This window comes from Rhodospirillaceae bacterium, from assembly GCA_002746255.1.
GTDB lineage: Bacteria > Pseudomonadota > Alphaproteobacteria.
Genome location: NVWO01000024.1, coordinates 1 through 19,024, shown reverse-complemented (window position 1 = coordinate 19,024; position 19,024 = coordinate 1). Strand labels below are relative to the sequence as shown.

16 protein-coding genes are annotated in these 19,024 nt (G+C 54.5%); 12 read left to right on the top strand and 4 right to left on the bottom strand.

The window, feature by feature from the left end; all coding sequences use genetic code 11:
- Positions 1–152 precede the first annotated feature (152 nt).
- From COA65_09860 to moaB, 3 genes are read left to right on the top strand one after another with little or no spacing between them, the layout of a single operon-like run.
- Positions 153–704 (top strand): uracil-DNA glycosylase, encoded by a 552-nt coding sequence (locus COA65_09860; GenBank protein ID PCJ57229.1) that lies wholly within the window; start codon positions 153–155, stop codon positions 702–704.
- Entirely contained in the window at positions 701–2,605 is a 1,905-nt protein-coding gene (locus tag COA65_09855) for a transglycosylase (protein PCJ57227.1), read from the top strand. The genes COA65_09860 and COA65_09855 overlap by 4 nt, the downstream gene beginning before the upstream one ends.
- Entirely contained in the window at positions 2,595–3,122 is a 528-nt protein-coding gene (gene moaB, locus COA65_09850; protein PCJ57226.1) for a molybdenum cofactor biosynthesis protein B, read from the top strand. The genes COA65_09855 and moaB overlap by 11 nt, the downstream gene beginning before the upstream one ends.
- Here the strand turns inward: moaB and COA65_09845 are convergent.
- Both COA65_09845 and COA65_09840 read right to left on the bottom strand, forming a co-directional pair.
- Entirely contained in the window at positions 3,097–3,729 is a 633-nt protein-coding gene (locus COA65_09845) for a hypothetical protein (protein PCJ57225.1), read from the bottom strand. The genes moaB and COA65_09845 overlap by 26 nt on opposite strands.
- The gene (locus tag COA65_09840) at positions 3,726–4,430 is read right to left on the bottom strand and encodes a glycosyl transferase family 2 (GenBank protein ID PCJ57224.1); all 705 of its coding nucleotides are present in this window, start codon (positions 4,428–4,430) and stop codon (positions 3,726–3,728) included. Before COA65_09840 ends, COA65_09845 begins: the two co-directional genes overlap by 4 nt.
- Before the next feature lie 186 nt (positions 4,431–4,616).
- Between COA65_09840 and COA65_09835 the strand changes: the two genes are divergently transcribed.
- The 3 genes from COA65_09835 (at position 4,617) to COA65_09825 (ending at position 7,592) form a co-directional block, all read left to right on the top strand.
- On the top strand, positions 4,617–5,243 hold the full coding sequence (locus COA65_09835; GenBank protein PCJ57223.1) for a ribonuclease HII: 627 nt from the start codon (positions 4,617–4,619) through the stop codon (positions 5,241–5,243).
- A 71-nt stretch (positions 5,244–5,314) separates the two neighbouring features.
- Positions 5,315–6,397, top strand: a complete 1,083-nt coding sequence (locus COA65_09830; GenBank protein PCJ57222.1) for a modification methylase — start codon at positions 5,315–5,317, stop codon at positions 6,395–6,397.
- A 268-nt stretch (positions 6,398–6,665) separates the two neighbouring features.
- Complete coding sequence (locus COA65_09825) at positions 6,666–7,592, top strand: hypothetical protein (GenBank protein ID PCJ57221.1); 927 nt, start codon at positions 6,666–6,668, stop codon at positions 7,590–7,592.
- A gap of 17 nt (positions 7,593–7,609) precedes the next feature.
- Here COA65_09825 and mutY read toward each other — a convergent pair whose 3' ends face one another.
- Entirely contained in the window at positions 7,610–8,758 is a 1,149-nt protein-coding gene (gene mutY / locus COA65_09820; GenBank protein PCJ57220.1) for an A/G-specific adenine glycosylase, read from the bottom strand.
- Between mutY and COA65_09815 the strand changes: the two genes are divergently transcribed.
- From COA65_09815 to COA65_09795, 5 genes are all read left to right on the top strand, one after another.
- Entirely contained in the window at positions 8,757–9,401 is a 645-nt protein-coding gene (locus COA65_09815; GenBank protein PCJ57219.1) for a hypothetical protein, read from the top strand. The two genes, mutY and COA65_09815, sit on opposite strands and share 2 nt — an antisense overlap.
- 75 nt (positions 9,402–9,476) lie before the next feature.
- Positions 9,477–10,139 (top strand): disulfide bond formation protein DsbA, encoded by a 663-nt coding sequence (locus COA65_09810; protein PCJ57218.1) that lies wholly within the window; start codon positions 9,477–9,479, stop codon positions 10,137–10,139.
- A gap of 1 nt (position 10,140) precedes the next feature.
- Entirely contained in the window at positions 10,141–13,602 is a 3,462-nt protein-coding gene (smc, locus tag COA65_09805) for a chromosome segregation protein SMC (GenBank protein ID PCJ57217.1), read from the top strand.
- Between the two features lie 154 nt (positions 13,603–13,756).
- On the top strand, positions 13,757–14,017 hold the full coding sequence (locus COA65_09800; protein ID PCJ57216.1) for a hypothetical protein: 261 nt from the start codon (positions 13,757–13,759) through the stop codon (positions 14,015–14,017).
- Between the two features lie 16 nt (positions 14,018–14,033).
- On the top strand, positions 14,034–15,110 hold the full coding sequence (locus COA65_09795) for a hypothetical protein (protein PCJ57215.1): 1,077 nt from the start codon (positions 14,034–14,036) through the stop codon (positions 15,108–15,110).
- Between the two features lie 93 nt (positions 15,111–15,203).
- On the opposite strand, the gene uvrA is transcribed toward COA65_09795, so the two are convergent.
- A complete protein-coding gene (uvrA, locus tag COA65_09790) occupies positions 15,204–18,005 on the bottom strand; it encodes an excinuclease ABC subunit A (protein PCJ57228.1) in 2,802 nt (933 codons plus the stop codon).
- A 252-nt stretch (positions 18,006–18,257) separates the two neighbouring features.
- Here uvrA and COA65_09785 point away from each other — a divergent pair, with 252 nt between their 5' ends.
- Positions 18,258–18,848 carry an RNA polymerase subunit sigma-24 gene (locus tag COA65_09785; GenBank protein ID PCJ57214.1) on the top strand — a complete coding sequence of 197 codons (591 nt, stop codon included), beginning with the start codon at positions 18,258–18,260 and terminating at the stop codon, positions 18,846–18,848.
- Positions 18,849–19,024 lie beyond the last annotated feature (176 nt).

Below are 19,024 nucleotides of genomic sequence, written 5' to 3'. Positions count from 1 at the left end.
CCGCATCGCCCAAGACCGCATCGCCCGAGACCGCACCGCCCAAGACCGCATCGCCCAAGACCGCATCGCCCGAGACCGCATCGCCCGAGACCGCATCGCCCGAAGCGAACAGCGCGCACAGCCTTGCTGATTCCGCAACGACTCTTGCAGAGCTGCGCCAGGCGCTTCTTCTTTTCGAGGGATGCCCCTTAAAAGAAACGGCAAATCTTGTCTTCGCGGACGGCAACCCGAAGGCCAAAGTGATGCTGATCGGCGAAGCCCCGGGCGCTGAAGAAGACCGTCAGGGCACCCCCTTCGTTGGTTCAAGCGGCAAGCTGCTCGACCGGATGCTAGCGGCGATCGGACTGGACCGGACGTCCGTGTACATTGCCAACGTCCTCTTCTGGCGCCCGCCCGGAAACCGCCCGCCGGCCCCGGCGGAGATTTCGGCCTGCCTGCCCTTCGTCGCGCGCCATATCGAACTTGTGGACCCGGACATGCTTGTGCTCCTCGGCGGCGTCGCAGCAAAAACGCTGATGGCCCGAAATGAGGGAATCATGACGCTGCGCGGGAAATGGTTCGAATATGAAAGTCCGGGAATGAGCCGGCCGATCCCGGCGATCGCCAGCTTCCACCCCGCCTATCTTTTGCGCTCGCCAATTCAAAAGCGCGTCGCCTGGGCCGATTTTCTGGAAATCCAGACGAAGCTTGGAGCCATGCCTTGACGCGCGGCGAAACCTTGCCGACCGCTTCGGATTCCGTTAAGGAAAGCGCCATGTTCAAGCAACCCACCCCGCTTCGGGCGCGCATCACGACCTGGCCGGGAAGGTTTCTCCTGGCCTGTCTCCTGACCGCTTTCGGCGGCACCGCTTTTGGCGCAACCCGCGCCGAAGTGCCCGTCGAACGGGCAGCGCCCGCTGAACAGATCGTCGCCGCCGCCTCACACGCCGTCTTCACACCGGTGCTTTCGCCGGATGACCGGCAACGCTATCGAAAAAGCTTCGCCCTGCAGAAGAAAGGAAAGTGGGCCGCCGCCGACCGGCAGATAAAAAAACTCGAAAACCCGCTGCTGATCGGGCATCTCCAGGCGCAACGCTACCTGCACCCGACGGCCTATCGCTCAAAATTTGCCGAGTTGCGGCGCTGGCTTGATCTTTATGCAGATCATCCCGACGCCCGGCGTATTTACAAACTGGCGCTGCACCGAAAACCAAAAAATACCCGCGCGCCAAAACGGCCCGTCGGCGTTTACATCACCGGGATGGAAAAGCTTGGCGCAAAGACGGAAACGGGCCCGCCCCGTTCGGCAAAAGCGCAACGCGTTTTTCGTAAATTACGGTCGCAAATCCGCCACCGGCTGCGCAAAGGCCGGCCGGAAAGCGCCGAAACCGTACTGTTGAACCAGCGCACGAACCGCTATTTAAGCAGCATCGACCATGACCGGCTGCAAGCCATGCTCGCCAATGGCTATCTGAGCCAGGGCGAGAACGAAAAGGCCCACGCCATGGCGATGGCCAGCCTGCAAAATTCCGGCGCAGCCCTCGGCACAACGTTCGCGGACGCCCATTGGACGGCCGGGCAGGCCGCCTGGCGGCTTCATTTAGTCGACGTGGCGGCGACACATTTTCAGACCCTGGCAATGCTCAAAAATATCGCCCCCGCCTTAAAAACGGCCGGCGCCTTCTGGGCGGCCCGCAACGAACTGATTCAGCGGCGCCCGCAAAATGTCAGCCGCTGGCTGACCGTGGCCGCAGATTACCCGCAGGCCTTTTACGGTATTCTCGCGCGGCGGGCGCTTGGGTTAAAAGCGGATTATCGCTGGGACATTCCGCACCTCACCCGCGAAGATGTGGGTCGCATTGAAGCAACGACGCGCGGCGTCCGGGCCATTGCCCTGATTGAGATCGACCAGACCTATCGGGCAGCACGCGAACTTCGCGCCGTTGCCGCCAAGCCGGAGCTTGCCCGCCCGGTTCTGGCACTTGCCGCCCGGTTCCGCCTGCCTTCGCTTTCCCTCCGCCTTTCCGGTCTGCTGAGCAACGGCGAAGGCCACCCCGGTGCGGCCTATCCGATCCCGCCATGGATACCGAAGGAAGGCTACGCGGTCGATCGCGCGCTTCTCTACGCAATCATGCATCAGGAATCCACGTTCAACGTCCGGGCGAAAAGTCCGGCCGGTGCCCATGGCCTTATGCAACTGATGCCGCGCACGGCCAATCTGATGGTTCGCGGACGACCCTTTTCCGGCGTCCACCGCAAAAACCTTTACCAGCCGGAACTGAATCTTTCGATCGGGCAAAAATTCATCCTGCACCTTCTCAGCAACAAAAGGGTACGGGGCAATCTGTTCCTGTTGACGGCATCCTACAATGCCGGCCTTGGCCGCGTGACGCGTTGGCAGAAAAGGATGCCCAAGGACAATGACGCGCTTCTTTTTATTGAAAGCCTTCCTTCCAGGGAAACGCGCATTTTCGTGAAACGGGTTTTTCGCAATCTCTGGGTCTATCGCAACCGGTTGCAGCAATCGGCGCCGTCGCTTGATGCGATCCTTGGCGGCGCATGGCCAAGCTATGTTGCGCTGGACAATCTGAAGGATGGCAACGAGGTGGCTGAATATGGCAATTGACGAATCACGGGCTTTTATTCCCGTTAACATCGCTGTCCTGACAGTCTCGGATTCGCGCAATGAAGCAGATGACAAATCCGGCAATGTGCTTGCCGAATCCGCAACCAGGGCCGGTCACAAACTGGTCCAGCGCGCCATTGTGCACGACGACGTCGCAGAGATCGTTGCCCAGCTGAGGACGTGGATCGCAGACCCTTTGGTGGATTGCGTCATCGCTACAGGTGGCACCGGGCTTACGGGACGCGACGTAACGCCGGAGGCCTTTCGCGCAGTCTATGAGAAAGAGATTGAAGGCTTTGGCGAACTTTTTCGCGCGCTTAGTTTTGATAAAATCGGCACCTCGACCATTCAGTCGCGCGCCACGGGCGGCGTTGCCGGCGGCACTTTTCTGTTCGCGCTTCCCGGTTCGCCGGGCGCCTGCAAAGATGGCTGGGAGGGCATTTTACGCTGGCAGCTGGATAGCCGTTATCGTCCCTGCAACTTCGTCGAGATCATGCCCCGCCTTCAGGAACGCTAGCTTTCAATTTCTGGCGTTGCTGCCAACGGCGATATTCCGCCCCCGTATCGACATCCTCGCGGCTTGCAAGATGCGCGACGCGAAGATGGGTGAGATTGCAAAGCGTGTCCGCAAGCGCATGGGGCGAGGACCAGCGCACCCCCTGAAAAGGATGAAAGGGAAGAACGCGACGGCGAAACCCGACGAGCCAGTACCCCCCATCGGGAGACGGGCCAAAGACGGCATCGTGATCTTCAAGGGCGCGAAAGGCGTCGCGGATATCGTCGGGCGTGATGTCTGGAATGTCCGAACCGATCAGCACAACAGGCCCGGGCGGCAAATTTTGAAAAACCCGCGCCATGCGCTGGCCAAGATCGCCAAGGCCCTGGCCCATCCGGCGCGCCGGTTTGGCCTGCGGCCAGACGCAACCAACCCCCCCGGCATCATCAGGCGTCAGAAAAAGCGAGAGCCGCCAATGGGGATGGGAAAGTTTTTTAAGCATGGCCGCCGCCGTCTGACGATGAAAGCGCAACGCCGCCACGCTGCCAATCTGGCGGGCAAGGCGTCGCTTGACCCGGCCCAGGCGCGGTGCCTTCGCGAAAAGAACCAGGTGGCCTTGGCGCCTCATCCGTAGAGGCGGCGAAGCTGCCGGGAAGGCAGGCCGAGAAAATAAAGGGTGAGACAAAGAGAATTGCGCAACGACCGTCGCCAATAGCCGTCCCGTTCATACCGTTCCGCCGACGTCGCCAGGGGCACATCAAGCAGGCGCAGTCGCGCCCTTCCCAGACGGCGGACAAATTCGACATCCTCCATGATTGGAAGTGGTGAAAAACCGCCCATGGCATCGTAAAGGGCGCGTGAGAGAAGCAGCCCCTGATCCCCATAAGGCAACCCAAGGACGCGGCAACGCAGCGCGACGATTTTTTCAAGCCGCCGTGCCGCAGGCGCGTCGCTGGCAAGAGCAAAGCGGAACGCTGCCGCCCGGCCTGCATTTTCCGGCGCGTCAAGAAAGGTCACAACCGCGCCCGCCCATTGCGGCGTCGGCACACTGTCCGCATGAAGGAAAAAAAGCCAGCGCCCATGTGCCGCATCCGCGCCCGCGCGCAGCTGGTGACCACGACCGGGCGGCGTTCCTTTGGTTGGCGTCACGATTTTGGCCCCAAAGCGTTTTGCAATCGCAACCGTGCCATCCGTCGAGCCGCCATCGGCAACAATCACTTCATAAGTAAGGGCAAGGCCGCTTTCGCAGAGGCCCACAAGGGTCGCCTCAAGATGCGCAGCGGCATTCCAGGTGGGCAGGACAATGCTGAGAAGGGGCCGTTGCGCCATGTGCGATATGTGCGATATGTGCGATATGGGAAAAACGCGCCTGGTTTTTCGCCTGTTTAGCACAGAAGCAACGCCGTCATATAGCTCTGGCAATAGATGGCCCGGGCCTGTCCCGCAGCGGACCGGGGTTTGGGCCCCAACGATCCATGCTAGAATCATAGGTGCGAAAATACGTGGAGCAAAAAATTGCCGGATTTCTCCCTTGAAACGGGCATTCCCGGTCGGGTCGCCGGGGTTGATGAAGTGGGGCGCGGCCCCTTGGCCGGTCCGGTTGTCGCCGCCGCCGTCGTGCTTGACCCCGCCACCTTTCCAGAAGACCTCGGCCCTCTGGTGCAGGATTCAAAATTGCTGACGCCAAAACGCCGCGAACAGGTTCTGGCAAGACTGCTTTCCCTTAGCGACATCGACATCGGCATCGGCGCGGCCAGTGTTCGGGAAATCGACCGCCTCAACATCCTGAATGCGACGATGCTGGCCATGACGCGTGCCGTCGCGGCGCTGAAAATTGCGCCTCACCTGGCCCTTGTCGATGGCAACCAGGCGCCGTCGCTTGCCTGTCCGGTGCGCACCGTCGTGCGCGGTGACGGGATCAGCCTTTCCATCGCCGCCGCCTCCATCGTCGCCAAGGTCACCCGCGACCGGCTGATGGCGCGGCTGGCGCAACGGCACCCGGCCTATGGCTGGGAACGGAACGCCGGCTATGGCACGGCGAAGCACCGCGACGCCCTTTTTGCCCATGGCGTCACCCCACATCACAGGCGAAGTTTCCGGCCCATCCCCCACATCTTGAGTCTGGCGGAGATTTCCTCCTAACATATTGATTCAAAGGCGATTCTTGCGTTTTTTTCTTTGACCTCGCCGCGTGCTTTCCCCATCCTCCCGCCATGACGCAAACAAAACCGCCCGCGCGCAACGAAATTCATGTCGGCGATTGCATCGCGCAAATGAACGCCATGGCGCCGGCCTCGGTCGACATGGTGTTTGCCGACCCCCCCTATAATTTGCAGCTTTCAGGCGATTTACGGCGACCGAATGACAGCCTTGTCGATGGGGTCAACGACGACTGGGACAAATTCGCCACCTTCGCCGCCTATGACGAATTTACGAAAAACTGGCTTACGGCGGCGCGACGGGTTCTGAAAAAAGACGGCACGCTTTGGGTCATCGGCAGCTATCACAATATTTTCCGGATCGGCACACAGCTTCAGGACATCGGTTTTTGGATCCTGAACGATGTTGTCTGGCGCAAGACGAACCCGATGCCGAATTTCCGGGGACGCCGCTTCACAAACGCCCATGAAACCCTTATCTGGTGCACCCGGGAAAAGGAAAGCCGCTACCGTTTCAATTACGACGCCATGAAGGCGTTGAACGAAGGCCTGCAAATGCGCAGCGACTGGCTGCTTCCCATCTGCAACGGCAAGGAACGTTTGCGCCAGGACGGACGCAAAGTCCATCCAACCCAAAAACCCGAGTCGTTGCTTTACCGTACAATCCTTGCCGCGACGCAACCGGGCGATGTTATTCTTGATCCCTTCTTTGGAACGGGCACGACCGGGGCCGCCGCCAAAAAACTGGGTCGCAATTTTATCGGCATCGAGAAAGACCCCGTTTATGCAGATTTCGCCCGGAAACGCATCGACGCCATCACGGAAACGACCGACCCGGAACTGCTGCACACGCCATCAAAACGGAACGAACCCCGAATTCCCTTCGGCTCGCTGGTCGAACGCGGTCTGCTGGCACCTGGGGATGTGCTTTTCGATGCCCAGCGACGCTTCCACGCAAAAATCCGCTCGGACGGCAATCTCGCCTTCATGAACCAGCGCGGCTCCATCCATCAGATCGGCGCGCTTGCTCAGGGAAGCCCGTCCTGCAATGGCTGGACGTTCTGGCATTACGAATCAAACGAAGGCCCGGCGCTGATCGACGAACTACGCCAGCGCCTGCGCGCGGAGCCCCGCTAGAAAGCCTGGGAAACCGGCCAGCAATCAGCGGCCCCCTGCGCTTCGCAAGCAAAATCACACAAAAAAATTCTGCTTTTCAAGACGTTGCGGAGCAGCGCCCAATTAAAGCTTTATTAACCATTTACTCGTCTAATGGTTGCATGAAAAGGAAACAATTCATCTTATAACGTGTGCATGCACAACCCGATGTCCTGGGAACAAACGACGAATAAAAAAGTCAAAGGGGGCATGATCCCAACGGACAGGGGCCGGATCAAGGAACCGGGCCATGAGAAACACAAGACCCACTCTCTTAAGACCCCGCGCGCAGCAAACGCAAACGCAGGCTGCCCACACACCAATCCGGCACCCGCCGGTCGCGGCAGAGCCGACATTCCTCTTCGCAAAAGGCGACGCGGCCACACGGCACCTGGGCACGCAACGCAGCGCGGCGCATATCCTTGTCGCCGACGACAACGCGGCGATGCGGAACATCGTGCTCACAATCCTGCGCGTTGCCGGGTTTAAAGCCCACGGCGTCGACAATGGTGCGGAGGCCGTCAAGGCCGTACGGCAGGGGGATTGCGACCTTGTCCTGATGGACATCGAAATGCCGGCGATGAACGGCCTCGACGCGAGCCGGGCCATTCGCGCGCTTTCCAATGCAAAACGCCAATTGCCCATCATTGCCTTTAGCGGAAACAGCACACCTGCCGATCAGGAAAATTTTTACCAGGCCGGCATGAACGATTTTGCGGCCAAGCCGATCGCCGCCCATGAATTGATTGCGCTGATCGAACGCTGGACGAACGGTGGAGAAGCCATCATGGAAAAGAAACAAAACGACCCCCCGCTTCTTGAACCGGGCATGCTTGCCGACCTTGAAGCGATGGTCGGGCTGGAATCAACGATCGACCTTCTGATTCTTTTTGACGAAACCGCCGGCACCCACGCGGACGCCATGCGTCGCGCCGTAAAAAATCGCGATACGGACACGCTTTCCAAAAATGCCCATGACCTTAAAAGCATCGCCGGCAATTGCGGCTTTTCCAGATTAAGCCGCCACGCCGCCGCCATCGAAGCGGCCTGCAAGGGCGGCGCGTTTCCCCGCGCGATCACCCTTGCCCGCCAGGTGGACAAGATCCTTGCCGAGTCGCGCGTCTTCCTGAAGGCGACCTATCCGGGCGTGCGCACAAGGCACAAAGCCTTTGCGTAGGGGTCCCAACACCGACTTCACGACCGGGGCTCGTCGCCGGCAGGTTCCCCGATAGCGCCACCAACATGGCCGATCACTTTTCCCATGGCCGATGGCAGAGCATGGTCACCAAACCGGTCCGGCAAACACCAGACCGCGTTTTTCGGCGCCAGCACGCAGCCACGCGGCTTTGCCATGACATCTGCCATGACGACACAAAGTTCCAGCCGGAAATGGGAWAAATCGTGGCGCACATTTCCCGGCAGCGATGCCTTGGAAACGAGCTTTGCCGACGGCAACGGCGCATGGGACCATGCCTCTTCTGGGGCCCATGTTTCTTGCCGCCATTCGGTAGAAGGAAATTCCATCATGCCGCCGAGAAGCCCCTTTTCCGGACGGCGACGCAGCAGGACGGCGCCATCCCCCCGCCTGAGCCAGAAGACAACGCCATACCGCGTCGGGCGGGGCGGTCGCCGGACGCGCCGGGGAAGCTCACCTTCCAGACCGCGGGCATGGGCCTCGCAGGCAAATGACCACGGACAATGGGGGCAATCCGGGCGGACCGGACGACAAAGGGTGCCGCCAAGCTCCATGATAGCATGGGCATAATCGCCCGGACGGCGTTTGGGCGTGAGCGTTTCGGCACAGTCCCGGATCTGCTTTTTTGCCTGGGGCAGCAGATCGGTGATTGCAAAAAGACGCGCGATCACGCGTTCGACATTGCCGTCAACGACCGTCGCCTGTTTTTCAAAGGCAATGGCCGCAATGGCCGCAGCGCTGTAGAGACCAATGCCGGGAAGGGCCAGAAGTTCGCCGGCCTCTTCCGGGAACCGGCCACCCATCTCGCCGGCGACAATTTTGGCCGTGCGCAGCAGGTTTCGTGCACGACTGTAATAGCCAAGCCCCTGCCAGGCATGGAGCAGCGCGTCCTGATCGGCCCGGGCCAGGTCTTCCAAGGTCGGCCAGCGATCGAGGAATTCTCGGAAATAGGGCTCCATGGTCGCCGCCTGGGTCTGTTGCAGCATGACCTCACTAAGCCAGACCCGATAAGGGTCCGGTGTTGCACCGCTCGCCGCCCGCCACACAAAGGAACGGTGCCCCCGGTCGTACCAGCGAAGCAGCGCGCCCACGAGGCGGGCGGGCGTCGCCGCCATCTTTTTTTGCGATATTTTGCGTTTTCCTGCCATGGCCCCGGATCAAGCACTTCCTTCATCGCGCCGATTGCCCGACTGTCCCTTCGGGCCTAGCATGGCCCCCCGGACCGATCCATGCCAGCCCGGCAAGGAAAAAGGAAACGCCACCATGCCCCTGTCTTCAAAACGGGTTGGAACGCGATCTCTGGCCCAGCTTGTGCCTTCCATCACCACAACGGCCCTGGGCCGCCGGGGGGGCGCGATTGCCAAACTGATTACGAAATGGCCGGAAATCGTCGGACCGGCCATTAGCCAGGGAAGCCTGCCGAGGAAGCTTGTCTTTTCGAAAGGGTCGCGCAGCGACGGCACACTGCATCTCGCTGTCGCCAGCAATCTGGCGACAGAGTTGCAGCATCTGGAGCCGATGTTGCTGGAGCGGATCAACGGCTTTCTAGGCTACGGGGCTGTCAAAAAGCTACGGCTTACTCAAGACATGCCGGCAGGAACGACAAAGAAAAAACCGCGCGCAAAACCAGCGGCCACGACTGAGCCACCGCCGAACGCGGCAAAGGCATCGTCTAAGAACGACAGCAGCCTTGACCAGGCTAGCCTTGACCAGGCCCTCGCCCGTCTCGGCGAAGCCGTCGAGGCATCCGCCAGAGACAAGACCGGCCCCGGAATAGAGCCCGGAAAATAGGCCGATTTGCCATCGGATACGCGACGGATACGCGACTTGCCGGTTTCCGCTGCCACGCTTATACTGCCCGACAGAATGCTATATCTTGTGGGCCTCCGGCGGGCTATCCGCCATATCCTGTTTTTTACGGTTCTCATCCTGCCCGTCTATGGCTGTGATTCCGGGGACGGTGCGCGTGGGGACGCCGGTGGCACCATCGACGCGGCGCCGGGGCCGGTACATGCCCTTGGATCGGAAACCGCCCCGGTGACGATCCTCGACTATTCGTCCCTCACCTGCTCCCATTGCGCCAGGTTCCACATTGAGATTCTGCCGCTTTTAAAAGCAAAATACATCGACACCGGGAAAGTCCGGTTCATCTATCGCAATTTCCCCCTCGACAACACCGCCCATAAAGCCGCCATGCTTGCCGGCTGCACGTCCGAAGAAAAATATTTTCCGTTTCTCGACATGTTGTTTGCGCGCCAGCGGCAATGGGCGGGATCGAACGATCCACGAACGGAGCTTATGAATCTCGGCAAGATGGCTGGCATCGATGCGAAAAGCTTCGCCGCCTGCATGCAGAATACGGCCCTTGGCGATGCCATCCTGGAAGAACGCATCTATGGTGAAAAGGAATATGAAATCACCTCGACGCCTACCCTTATCATCCAGGGTGAAAAATATGTCGGCGCGGCATCCCTGGAAGATCTCGACGCAATTCTCGCCCCCCTCCTGAAGGAAGCAGAAGGAAACTGACGTGCAGTTTCTGAAACTCTCGCTGATGGGCTTTAAATCCTTCGCGGATGCGACGGAACTTGTGATCGAATCCGGGCTTACTGGCATCGTCGGGCCGAATGGCTGTGGCAAGTCGAACCTTGTCGAAGCGTTGCGCTGGTCCATGGGCGAAACGTCTGCAAAACAGATGCGCGGCGGCGAAATGGACGACGTAATCTTTAACGGGACGGTAACCCGTCCGGCGCGCAACCTTGCCGAAGTTTCCCTGTGGCTCAGCAATCAGGATCGCACCGCACCGGCGCAATTCAACGATCTGGACGAACTCCAGGTCTCGCGGCGGATCGAGCGGGGCGAAGGGTCGCTGTACCGCGTGAACGGCCAGGACGTTCGCGCCAAGGATGTTCAGCTTCTGTTTGCCGATGCGGCGACCGGCGCGCGTTCCACCGCCCTGGTCAGCCAGGGCAAGATCGGCGCCATCATCAATGCCAAGCCCAAGGATCGCCGTGGCCTGCTTGAAGCGGCGGCGGGCATCGCCGGCCTGCACAGCCGCCGGCACGAGGCCGAACTTCGCCTGCGTGCCGCAGAAACGAATCTCACGCGCCTCGACGACATCATCGAAACCCTCAACACCCAGTTGCAGGCCCTAAAACGACAATCGCGCCAGGCGTCTCGCTATCGCCGCCTGAGCGAGCGTATCCGCGAAGTCGAAGCGCTGCTGCTGCACATGAAATGGATTGCCAGCCGCGCCGAAATTACGTGCGCCGAGGCACAGCTCGCCCAAGGGGAAACGAACGTTACCGATCGCACCCGCGCCGCGGCCACCGCCGCTACGGCCCAGGCAGACGTGGCGGCGACGTTGCCCGACCTTCGTAAAAACGAGGCCGAAGCCGCCGCCGAGCTACAGGCCTTCCTGCTTGCCCGCGATGGACTGAACGCCGAAGAAGCGCGCCTGCAGACGGCCCAGCGGGAATGCGTCGAACGAATTGCCCAGATCGAAAACGATCTGCTGCGCGAACAGGCCCTTGCCCATGACGCGGCCATGACGCTGGAGCGGCTGGACGACGAAAGAAAAATTCTTATCAACGCCCGCGAAGGCGAAGACACCGCCCAAAAAGAAGCGTCCGAGCAGCTGGCCACGGCAACCACCGAGGTGGAAGCCCTGGAGAGCGAGTTGACCGAGTTGACCGAGCGTGTCGCCGCCGACGACGCCCGCAAAACAAAGCTTGCCGAAGAACTGCACAATCTGGAAGCGCGGCTGACCCGAACAGGTGCCCACCAGAAGGAAATCACCGAACGCCAGGCAAGGCTGAAAGCCGAAGGAATCGGACCGGAAACACACAACGAGGCTGAAAAGGCACTGGCCATCGCCGAAGCCCACGCCGCAAACGCGCATGACACGCTGGAAAAAGCGGAACTGCAACGCGACGCCTCCCATGACGATGCGAACATGGCGCGCAACCATCTGCACGAGGCGGAGAACGCCCTTGCAAAGCTGCACGCCGAGGAAACGGCGCTGACCGAACTGTCCGGCAATGCCGAACATGACGTCTGGACGCCGCTTGTCGATGCGATTGCCGTTGAAACCGGCTATGAAACCGCCCTTGGTGCCGCCCTTGGCGACGATCTGGACGCGGCGGCGGATTTGGATGCCCCCATTCACTGGCGCGCCGCCCCGGTCGCTTCAAACTGCCCGGCTCTGCCAGAAGGCAGCGAACCGCTTGCCACCTATGTTCGCGCGCCGGACATTCTTGGCCGCAGGCTTTCCCAGATTGGCGTCGTCCCCGATCGCGAAACCGGCGCGCGCCTTGCCGGGTCCCTTCACCAGGGCCAGCGTCTGGTAACCCCAGCGGGCGATCTTTGGCGCTGGGACGGGTTCGAAACCAGTTCCGAAGCGCCGTCGGCCGCAGCAACCAGGCTTCGTCAGCGCAGCCGATTGCAGGAACTTCAGGGGCAACGGGTCGAGGCGGAAAGCCTGGTTGCGAACCGGACCAACACCCATCAGGGCGCGGTTGAGGCCGCCGAAGCGGCGGCACAGGCGACGCGGGATCAGCGCCGCACCCTTGCCGAAGCAAACACAACCCTTGCCGAAGCGCGCAAGGCCCAGGCGGCCATCGCCAGCAAAATCGCTGAAATAAATTCGCAACTTTCGGCCCTTGAAGAGAACGCCCAACGCGTCGCCCTGGACCACGAAGAAACGGTGGAACGGATGCGCGCAGTCAACACAGCCCTTGCCGAGTTTGGCGATTTGCAGGCAGCGCGAAATCGCGTTGAGGCAAAACGCCAGACGCTTTCAAAACGGCGGGTCGGCATGTTCGAATGCCAGGCCACCCATGACCGCCTGCGTCAGGAAGGCGCCGCGCGGACAACGCGGCTGCACGCGATCGATGCCGAAACCATTTCCTGGAAAAAGCAGGCCGAGGCCGCCGAGGGCCAGCAGGCCCGCTTGACCGAACGGCGTCAGACCGCCGACGCAGAGCAGCAGCGTCTGGCTGCCCGGCCTGCGGAAATTGCCACCAAACGCGAAGAACTTGCCCTGCGGGTCGAGGCCGCCGAGAACACCCGCACCAAAGCCGCCGATTGCCTTGCAGAGGGCGAAAGCCAGCTGGCAGCAAAAGACAAGGGCCTCAAGGCCGCGGAACGGGAGCTTGCCGAAAGCCGCGAAGAGCGCATTCGCATGGAGGCGCAACTGGCCCAGGCCGCCCAGGCCCTTGAGGCGACCCTTGAGCGAATCCGCGAGCGTCTTGAATGCGCCCCCGAAGACGTGGCCGAAGTGGCAGGCATTAAAGAGGGCGACCCCCTTCCCGATCCGGCCGAAATCGAGGAAAAATTCGAACGCTATTCGCGCGAACGCGACCGCATGGGGCCTGTGAATTTGCGCGCCGAGGTAGAGGCTGAGGAGCTTGAGGAACAGATCCACGGGATGACGACGGAGCGCGAGGATCTGGTGGCGGCGATCGCCCGGCTTCGTAAGGGAATCGCCGAGCTGACCCGCGAAGGCGAAGCCCGCCTTCAGACGGCCTTCACCCAGGTTAATGCCCATTTTCGCGAACTTTTCACCCGCCTGTTCGGCGGTGGCGAGGCCCATCTGAAACTCACCGAGGCGGACGACCCCCTCGACGTCGGCCTCGAAATCATGGCCAGCCCGCCCGGGAAACGGCTGCAGATCATGTCGCTTCTCTCCGGTGGCGAGCAGGCGATGACAGCCATTGCCTTGTTGTTTGCCGTCTTTCTCACCAATCCGGCGCCGATTTGCGTCCTGGACGAGGTGGATGCCCCGCTCGACGACGCAAATGTCGACCGTTTCTGCACCCTTGTCGATGAAATCGCCCACAGTTCCAAGACCCGTTTTCTGGTCATCACCCACCACCGGATGACCATGGCGAGGATGGATCGCCTGTTCGGGGTGACCATGAGCGAGAAGGGAATCTCGCAGATCGTTTCCGTTGATCTGCAAGATGCAGAGCAACTGCGCGAAACCGCCTGACCCGCCCCGAGACGTTCTTTATAACTCCATGAAGAAAAAGCCTTTTTTTGGCCAGAATTGCTTCGTTCCAGATGCTTGACAGCCTTAAATCCCGCACCTATGTTGCCCCGGACCCAGTGCCGAAGCGGAGGCAAAACACGAACGCCATCTACCCATGACAAAAGACGAGCGGCCCCCTTCGATTGAGGAGCTGGCCGGCCGGATCCGGAAGGCCCGCGACGCACGGCCGACGGCCAATTCCGCCCCGCCCCAGCCATCGCCCATTGGGCTGGCGCTGCGCATGGGCGTTGAAATGGTCGCGTCGCTTTTCGTCGGTGCGGCCATGGGATGGCTTTTGGACCGCTGGCTGGATACAGGGCCATGGCTTTTGCTGGTATGCCTTCTGCTTGGCGGTGCCGGTTATACAGGTTTTTAACCGGGAAAATGCTGAAATGAAAGCTTTTAAGAAGATCAATCGGCGGCATCGGGATGCTCACATCGCATCTGTTTGGGCTTATTCAATTTTCTTTCCGATAGTTGAGATATTAAGTGCGTTATCAATCGCATTAATGGTGTGGTTTGGAGCAAAGGAAATTATAATGGATACGGTTACCATAGGGAATTTGGTAGCATTCATCCTATATATAAATATGTTGTTCCGGCCAATAAGGCAGCTTGCAGATCGTTTCAATACACTGCAAATGGGCATGGTGGCATCAGAAAGGGTCTTCAAACTAATTGATAACGAGCAGATTGTAACAGATGGAGAGAAGGAGATTTCAAGAATTGCTAACCAGGTTAAGTTTGATGATTTGTGGTTTGCATATACAGAAGAACAATGGGTTCTGAGAAATGTTTCATTTAAGGTAAAAGTGGGGCAGACCCTTGCCATTGTTGGGGCGACTGGTGCTGGTAAATCTTCAATAATAAATCTAATCAGCAGATTCTATGAATTTCAAAAGGGCTCAATTTTAATAGATGATTGTGATATCAGAGATATTTCTATTGAGAGCCTGAGGAGCAAAATTGGTGTTGTATTGCAGGATGTATTTTTATTCTCTGATACAATTCACAATAATATAACCCTTAATAATCCAGCCATTTCACGCGAACAGATAATTGCAGCTGCAAAAGAAGTAGGAGCTCACGATTTTATCATGCAACTTACCGAAAATTACGATTACAATGTGCATGAAAGAGGGGCCATGTTATCAGTAGGGCAGCGACAATTGATTTCTTTTATAAGAGCATATGTCTATAATCCTTCTCTTTTGGTGCTGGATGAAGCAACTTCATCTATCGATACGGAAACGGAAGAAGTTATTCAAAAAGCAATAGCCAAACTCACGCACAATAGAACTTCAATTATCATTGCCCATCGATTGAGTACAATTCAAAGGGCCGATCAGATACTGTTACTAGACAACGGCGAGGTTAAAGAATTGGGCACACACAATGATTTATTGAAGCAAAAAGGCCTGTATTTCAATTTGTTTGAAAAACAGTATGAAAGTGAGCAAAATGCTTAAGTATAATACAGCGCATTCAATTTGAAATGCCATACTAGCCCTCTTCTCAGCACACAAAAAACTTCCGACTTCAGACTTCCCTCTTCTAACTTCCTACCTCAGCTTCTCCTTAAGATACTTTGCCGTATACGATCTCTTGCATTTAGCTAATCCCTCGGGTGTGCCGGCAAATAGTAGTTCGCCACCGTCTGATCCTCCTTCAGGGCCTAAGTCAATCACCCAATCGGCACATTTTACGATGTCCAGGTTGTGTTCAATTACGATTATTGAATGTCCAAGGTCTATCAATCGATTCATTGAACCAAGTAACTTTTTAATGTCATGGAAATGTAGGCCGGTAGATGGTTCGTCGAAAATGAACAAAATTGGTTTTTTACTCGAATTCGTGCCTTTGTCTAGATATGATGCTAATTTGATCCTTTGGGCCTCACCACCACTAAGCGTGCTCGAAGCTTGCCCTAATTGTACATAGCCGAGACCAACATCTTGCAGTGTTTTCAGTTTTTCAATKATTCGTTTGATAATCAATACGTTACTATTCTCTGCATCAAAGAACTCGATGGCTTCATTAACAGATAAACAAAGCAGTTCGTAAATATTCTTGCCTCGAAATGCTACTTCAAGAATCTCATCCTTAAAACGTTGTCCGTTGCAGGCCTCGCACGTTAAATGAATGTCGGCCATAAACTGCATTTCTATCGAATTAATGCCTTCTCCTTCACACATTTCGCATCTGCCACCATCAACATTAAAAGAAAAGTGGGATGGTCGGTATCCATTAATCTTAGACGATTGTTGATCTGAATAAAGGTTACGAATGTCATCGTATGCTTTAATATAGGTAATCGGATTACTCCTCGATGATTTTCCGATTGGGTTTTGATCGATGTATTCTACCCTGCTAATGCTACTTAAATCACCCGCTATTTTATCTGATTTAATCGTGTGACCATTGTAGCTGTCAAAGTGCTTTTTGAGACACGGTAATAAAATTGTTTTTACCAACGAAGATTTTCCAGAACCGCTTATACCGGTAATTAAGCACAAAATATTAAGCGGAAATTCAACGTCAATGCCTTTGAGGTTATTTTCACAGGCTCCAATAACTTTAATGCTTTTACTCCACTTTCTTCTTTTTTTCGGAACCTCTACTCGTAGCCTGTTTGTGAGATACTTGGCTGTAAGACTCTTTTCAGATTTTATCAGGTCTTTATGAGTTCCTTGAAACATCAACTCACCACCATGTCTTCCGGCCTCAGGACCAAGGTCAATTATTAAATCTGCTTCACGCATGATATCTTCGTCGTGCTCAACAACAATAACTGTATTTCCCAGGTTTTTTAATGATTTTAAGACATGTACAAGCCTTTCTGTGTCTTTCGAGTGTAAACCAATGCTTGGCTCATCCAGAATATACATTGAGCCTACTAAAGTGCTTCCAAGCGACGTTGCCAGGTTAATTCTTTGTGATTCACCGCCTGATAGCGTTGAAGACTGTCTTTCAAGAGTAAGATAGCCCAAACCAACATCAGCAAGAAATTGAATCCGTGTACGAATTTCCAGCAATAACCTGTCGGCAATTATTGCATCATTCTTACCAAGTTTAAGCTTCAAGAAAAATTCCAGATTCTCTTTAATAGATACAGAAGTAATTTCACTAATGGATTTACCTCCAACTTTTACATATTGAGCATCTTTTCGTAAACGTGTTCCATTGCAGTCATTACATTTAGTTTTACCTCTGTAACGCGACAACATTACGCGGTATTGAATCTTGTAACTTTTTTCTTCAATAAATTTGAAAAAATCGTTTAAACCCTTAAAATGCTCGTTTCCGGTCCAAAGCAATTCTAATTGCTCTTCTGTGAGATCATATATTGGCTTATGAATAGGGAAATCGAATTTAGTACTGGCCAATACTAACGAATGCTTCCATTCACTCATTTTTTCGCCTTTCCAACACATAACAGCATCGTCATAAATAGATAAACTCTTATTAGGAATCACCAGGTCCTGGTCTATACCTATTATACTTCCAAAACCTTCACATTTTTTGCACGCACCAACGGGGTTATTGAAACTAAAGAAATGTAGGCTCGGAACTTCGAATTTAATCCCATCACGATCAAACTGATTTGAAAACTGTCTGGCAGGAACATCGTTCATTGGGGCGATGGTTAATTTACCTCTTCCCTCAAAAAAAGCAATTTCAACGGAGTCTTTAATTCTGCTTAAATTGGCTTCTTCTGATAAGTCTGCGCTAAATCTGTCAATAACCAGCTCATAACTCTTACCCTCAGGCATGGTATCTAAATCAAGAATCTTATAAACTTTATCATCAACTGCAATTCGATTATACCCTTGCTGACTTAAAATACTCAGTAAATCAACATTTTTGTCTTTAGTAAGTTCAAGATTGGTTTTAAGAAGTACACTTGATTCACTCGTCAACGATTCAATAAATGAGGTAACATCGTCAATTGTGTCTTTTTTTACCTCTTTTCCAGAAATAGGGGAGATGGTTTTGCCCACTTTAGTATACAATAGCTTCAGATAATCGAATATTTCTGTGGTGGTACCTACGGTTGATCTGGAGTTTTTTGATGTTACTTTTTGCTCTATTGCAATTGCAGGCGAAATGCCATGAACATGATCTACATTTGGTTTTTCTATTTTTCCTAAGAATTGCCTAGCATATGAAGATAAACTCTCAACATAGCGTCTTTGTCCTTCAGCATATAAAGTGTCAAAAGCAAGCGAAGACTTACCTGAGCCAGATAATCCGGTAATTACAACCAATTTATTTCTAGGGATCGAAACATCTATGTTCTTTAGGTTGTGTTCCTTAGCACCTAAGATAATAATGTTGTTTTTTGTGTCTAAATCCTTCTTTATTTGCGTCTTAACAGTCAATTTCAAACGTTAATAATTGTTAAAGGCTGCAAAGGTATCGCGTTTTTTCGTATATTTGATACGTGAAGAAAAATAATTTTCTCACAATAAAGAGAAACTTAACGCGTTACATGTATTATTTTCTCATTTAAACAGTAATTAAAATTAGACGCCTATAGCACAATATTTACTTTTTTGATTTAGAATTTTTATTTATCACGAATTGCGCTAGCAATTCTCAAAAAAGGAGGTATTATGCGTTCACAAGCAATTATTAGCGATCAGGAATTGGTAAGCAATTACCTAAGCGGTAAAGAATCTGCATTGGCGGTATTAATTAGTCGTCATCAAGATCGGATTTTTGGGTATATTCTGCATTTAGTAAGAGATAAACAACTTGCAGAAGATATTTTTCAAGATGTATTTATTAAAGTAGTAAATACGCTCAGAAGAAAAAAATACAATGAGGAGGGGAAGTTTCTTCCTTGGGTAATGAGAATTTCTCACAATTTGGTAATCGACTACTTCAGAAAGAAGAAAAGAATGCCAATTGTAGATGGAGGAGAAGATTTTGATATTTTCGATACCATCAAACGAGAAGATCCAACAATTGAGGATGATTTAATTACATCTCAAATTCACAGTGATGTAAAAGAACTAATTGAGTTTTTACCAGAGGATCAAAAACAAGTGTTAGTTATGAGGCATTATCAGGAAATGAGCTTCAAAGAAATTGCAGAGGATACAAATGTTAGTATTAACACTGCACTTGGAAGAATGAGATATGCTTTAATTAACCTCAGAAAGTTAATTGAAGACAAAAAAATAATTTTAACGATGGATTAGACAATAAGTGAAATCATACTTCGTTATAGTGCAAAACCTAATATATTTTGCGTATGACGAAAGATTTTACCCTAGAAGATTTATCAAATTTTGTTCAAAATGAAAACGACCTACTTGCAGAAGTCGGGTTGTGTAACGCGAGTAACTCAAGACCAAGTAGTGAAATAATAAATAGC

Coding starts and splice junctions, on each gene's coding strand:
- moaB (PCJ57226.1), top strand. CDS start 2,595: ATGGCAATTGACGAATCACGGGCTTTTATTCCCGTTAACATCGCTGTC.
- COA65_09845 (PCJ57225.1), bottom strand. CDS start 3,729: ATGAGGCGCCAAGGCCACCTGGTTCTTTTCGCGAAGGCACCGCGCCTG.
- COA65_09840 (PCJ57224.1), bottom strand. CDS start 4,430: ATGGCGCAACGGCCCCTTCTCAGCATTGTCCTGCCCACCTGGAATGCC.
- COA65_09830 (PCJ57222.1), top strand. CDS start 5,315: ATGACGCAAACAAAACCGCCCGCGCGCAACGAAATTCATGTCGGCGAT.
- COA65_09825 (PCJ57221.1), top strand. CDS start 6,666: ATGAGAAACACAAGACCCACTCTCTTAAGACCCCGCGCGCAGCAAACG.
- COA65_09815 (PCJ57219.1), top strand. CDS start 8,757: ATGGCCCCGGATCAAGCACTTCCTTCATCGCGCCGATTGCCCGACTGT.
- COA65_09810 (PCJ57218.1), top strand. CDS start 9,477: ATGCTATATCTTGTGGGCCTCCGGCGGGCTATCCGCCATATCCTGTTT.
- COA65_09800 (PCJ57216.1), top strand. CDS start 13,757: ATGACAAAAGACGAGCGGCCCCCTTCGATTGAGGAGCTGGCCGGCCGG.
- COA65_09795 (PCJ57215.1), top strand. CDS start 14,034: ATGAAAGCTTTTAAGAAGATCAATCGGCGGCATCGGGATGCTCACATC.
- COA65_09785 (PCJ57214.1), top strand. CDS start 18,258: ATGCGTTCACAAGCAATTATTAGCGATCAGGAATTGGTAAGCAATTAC.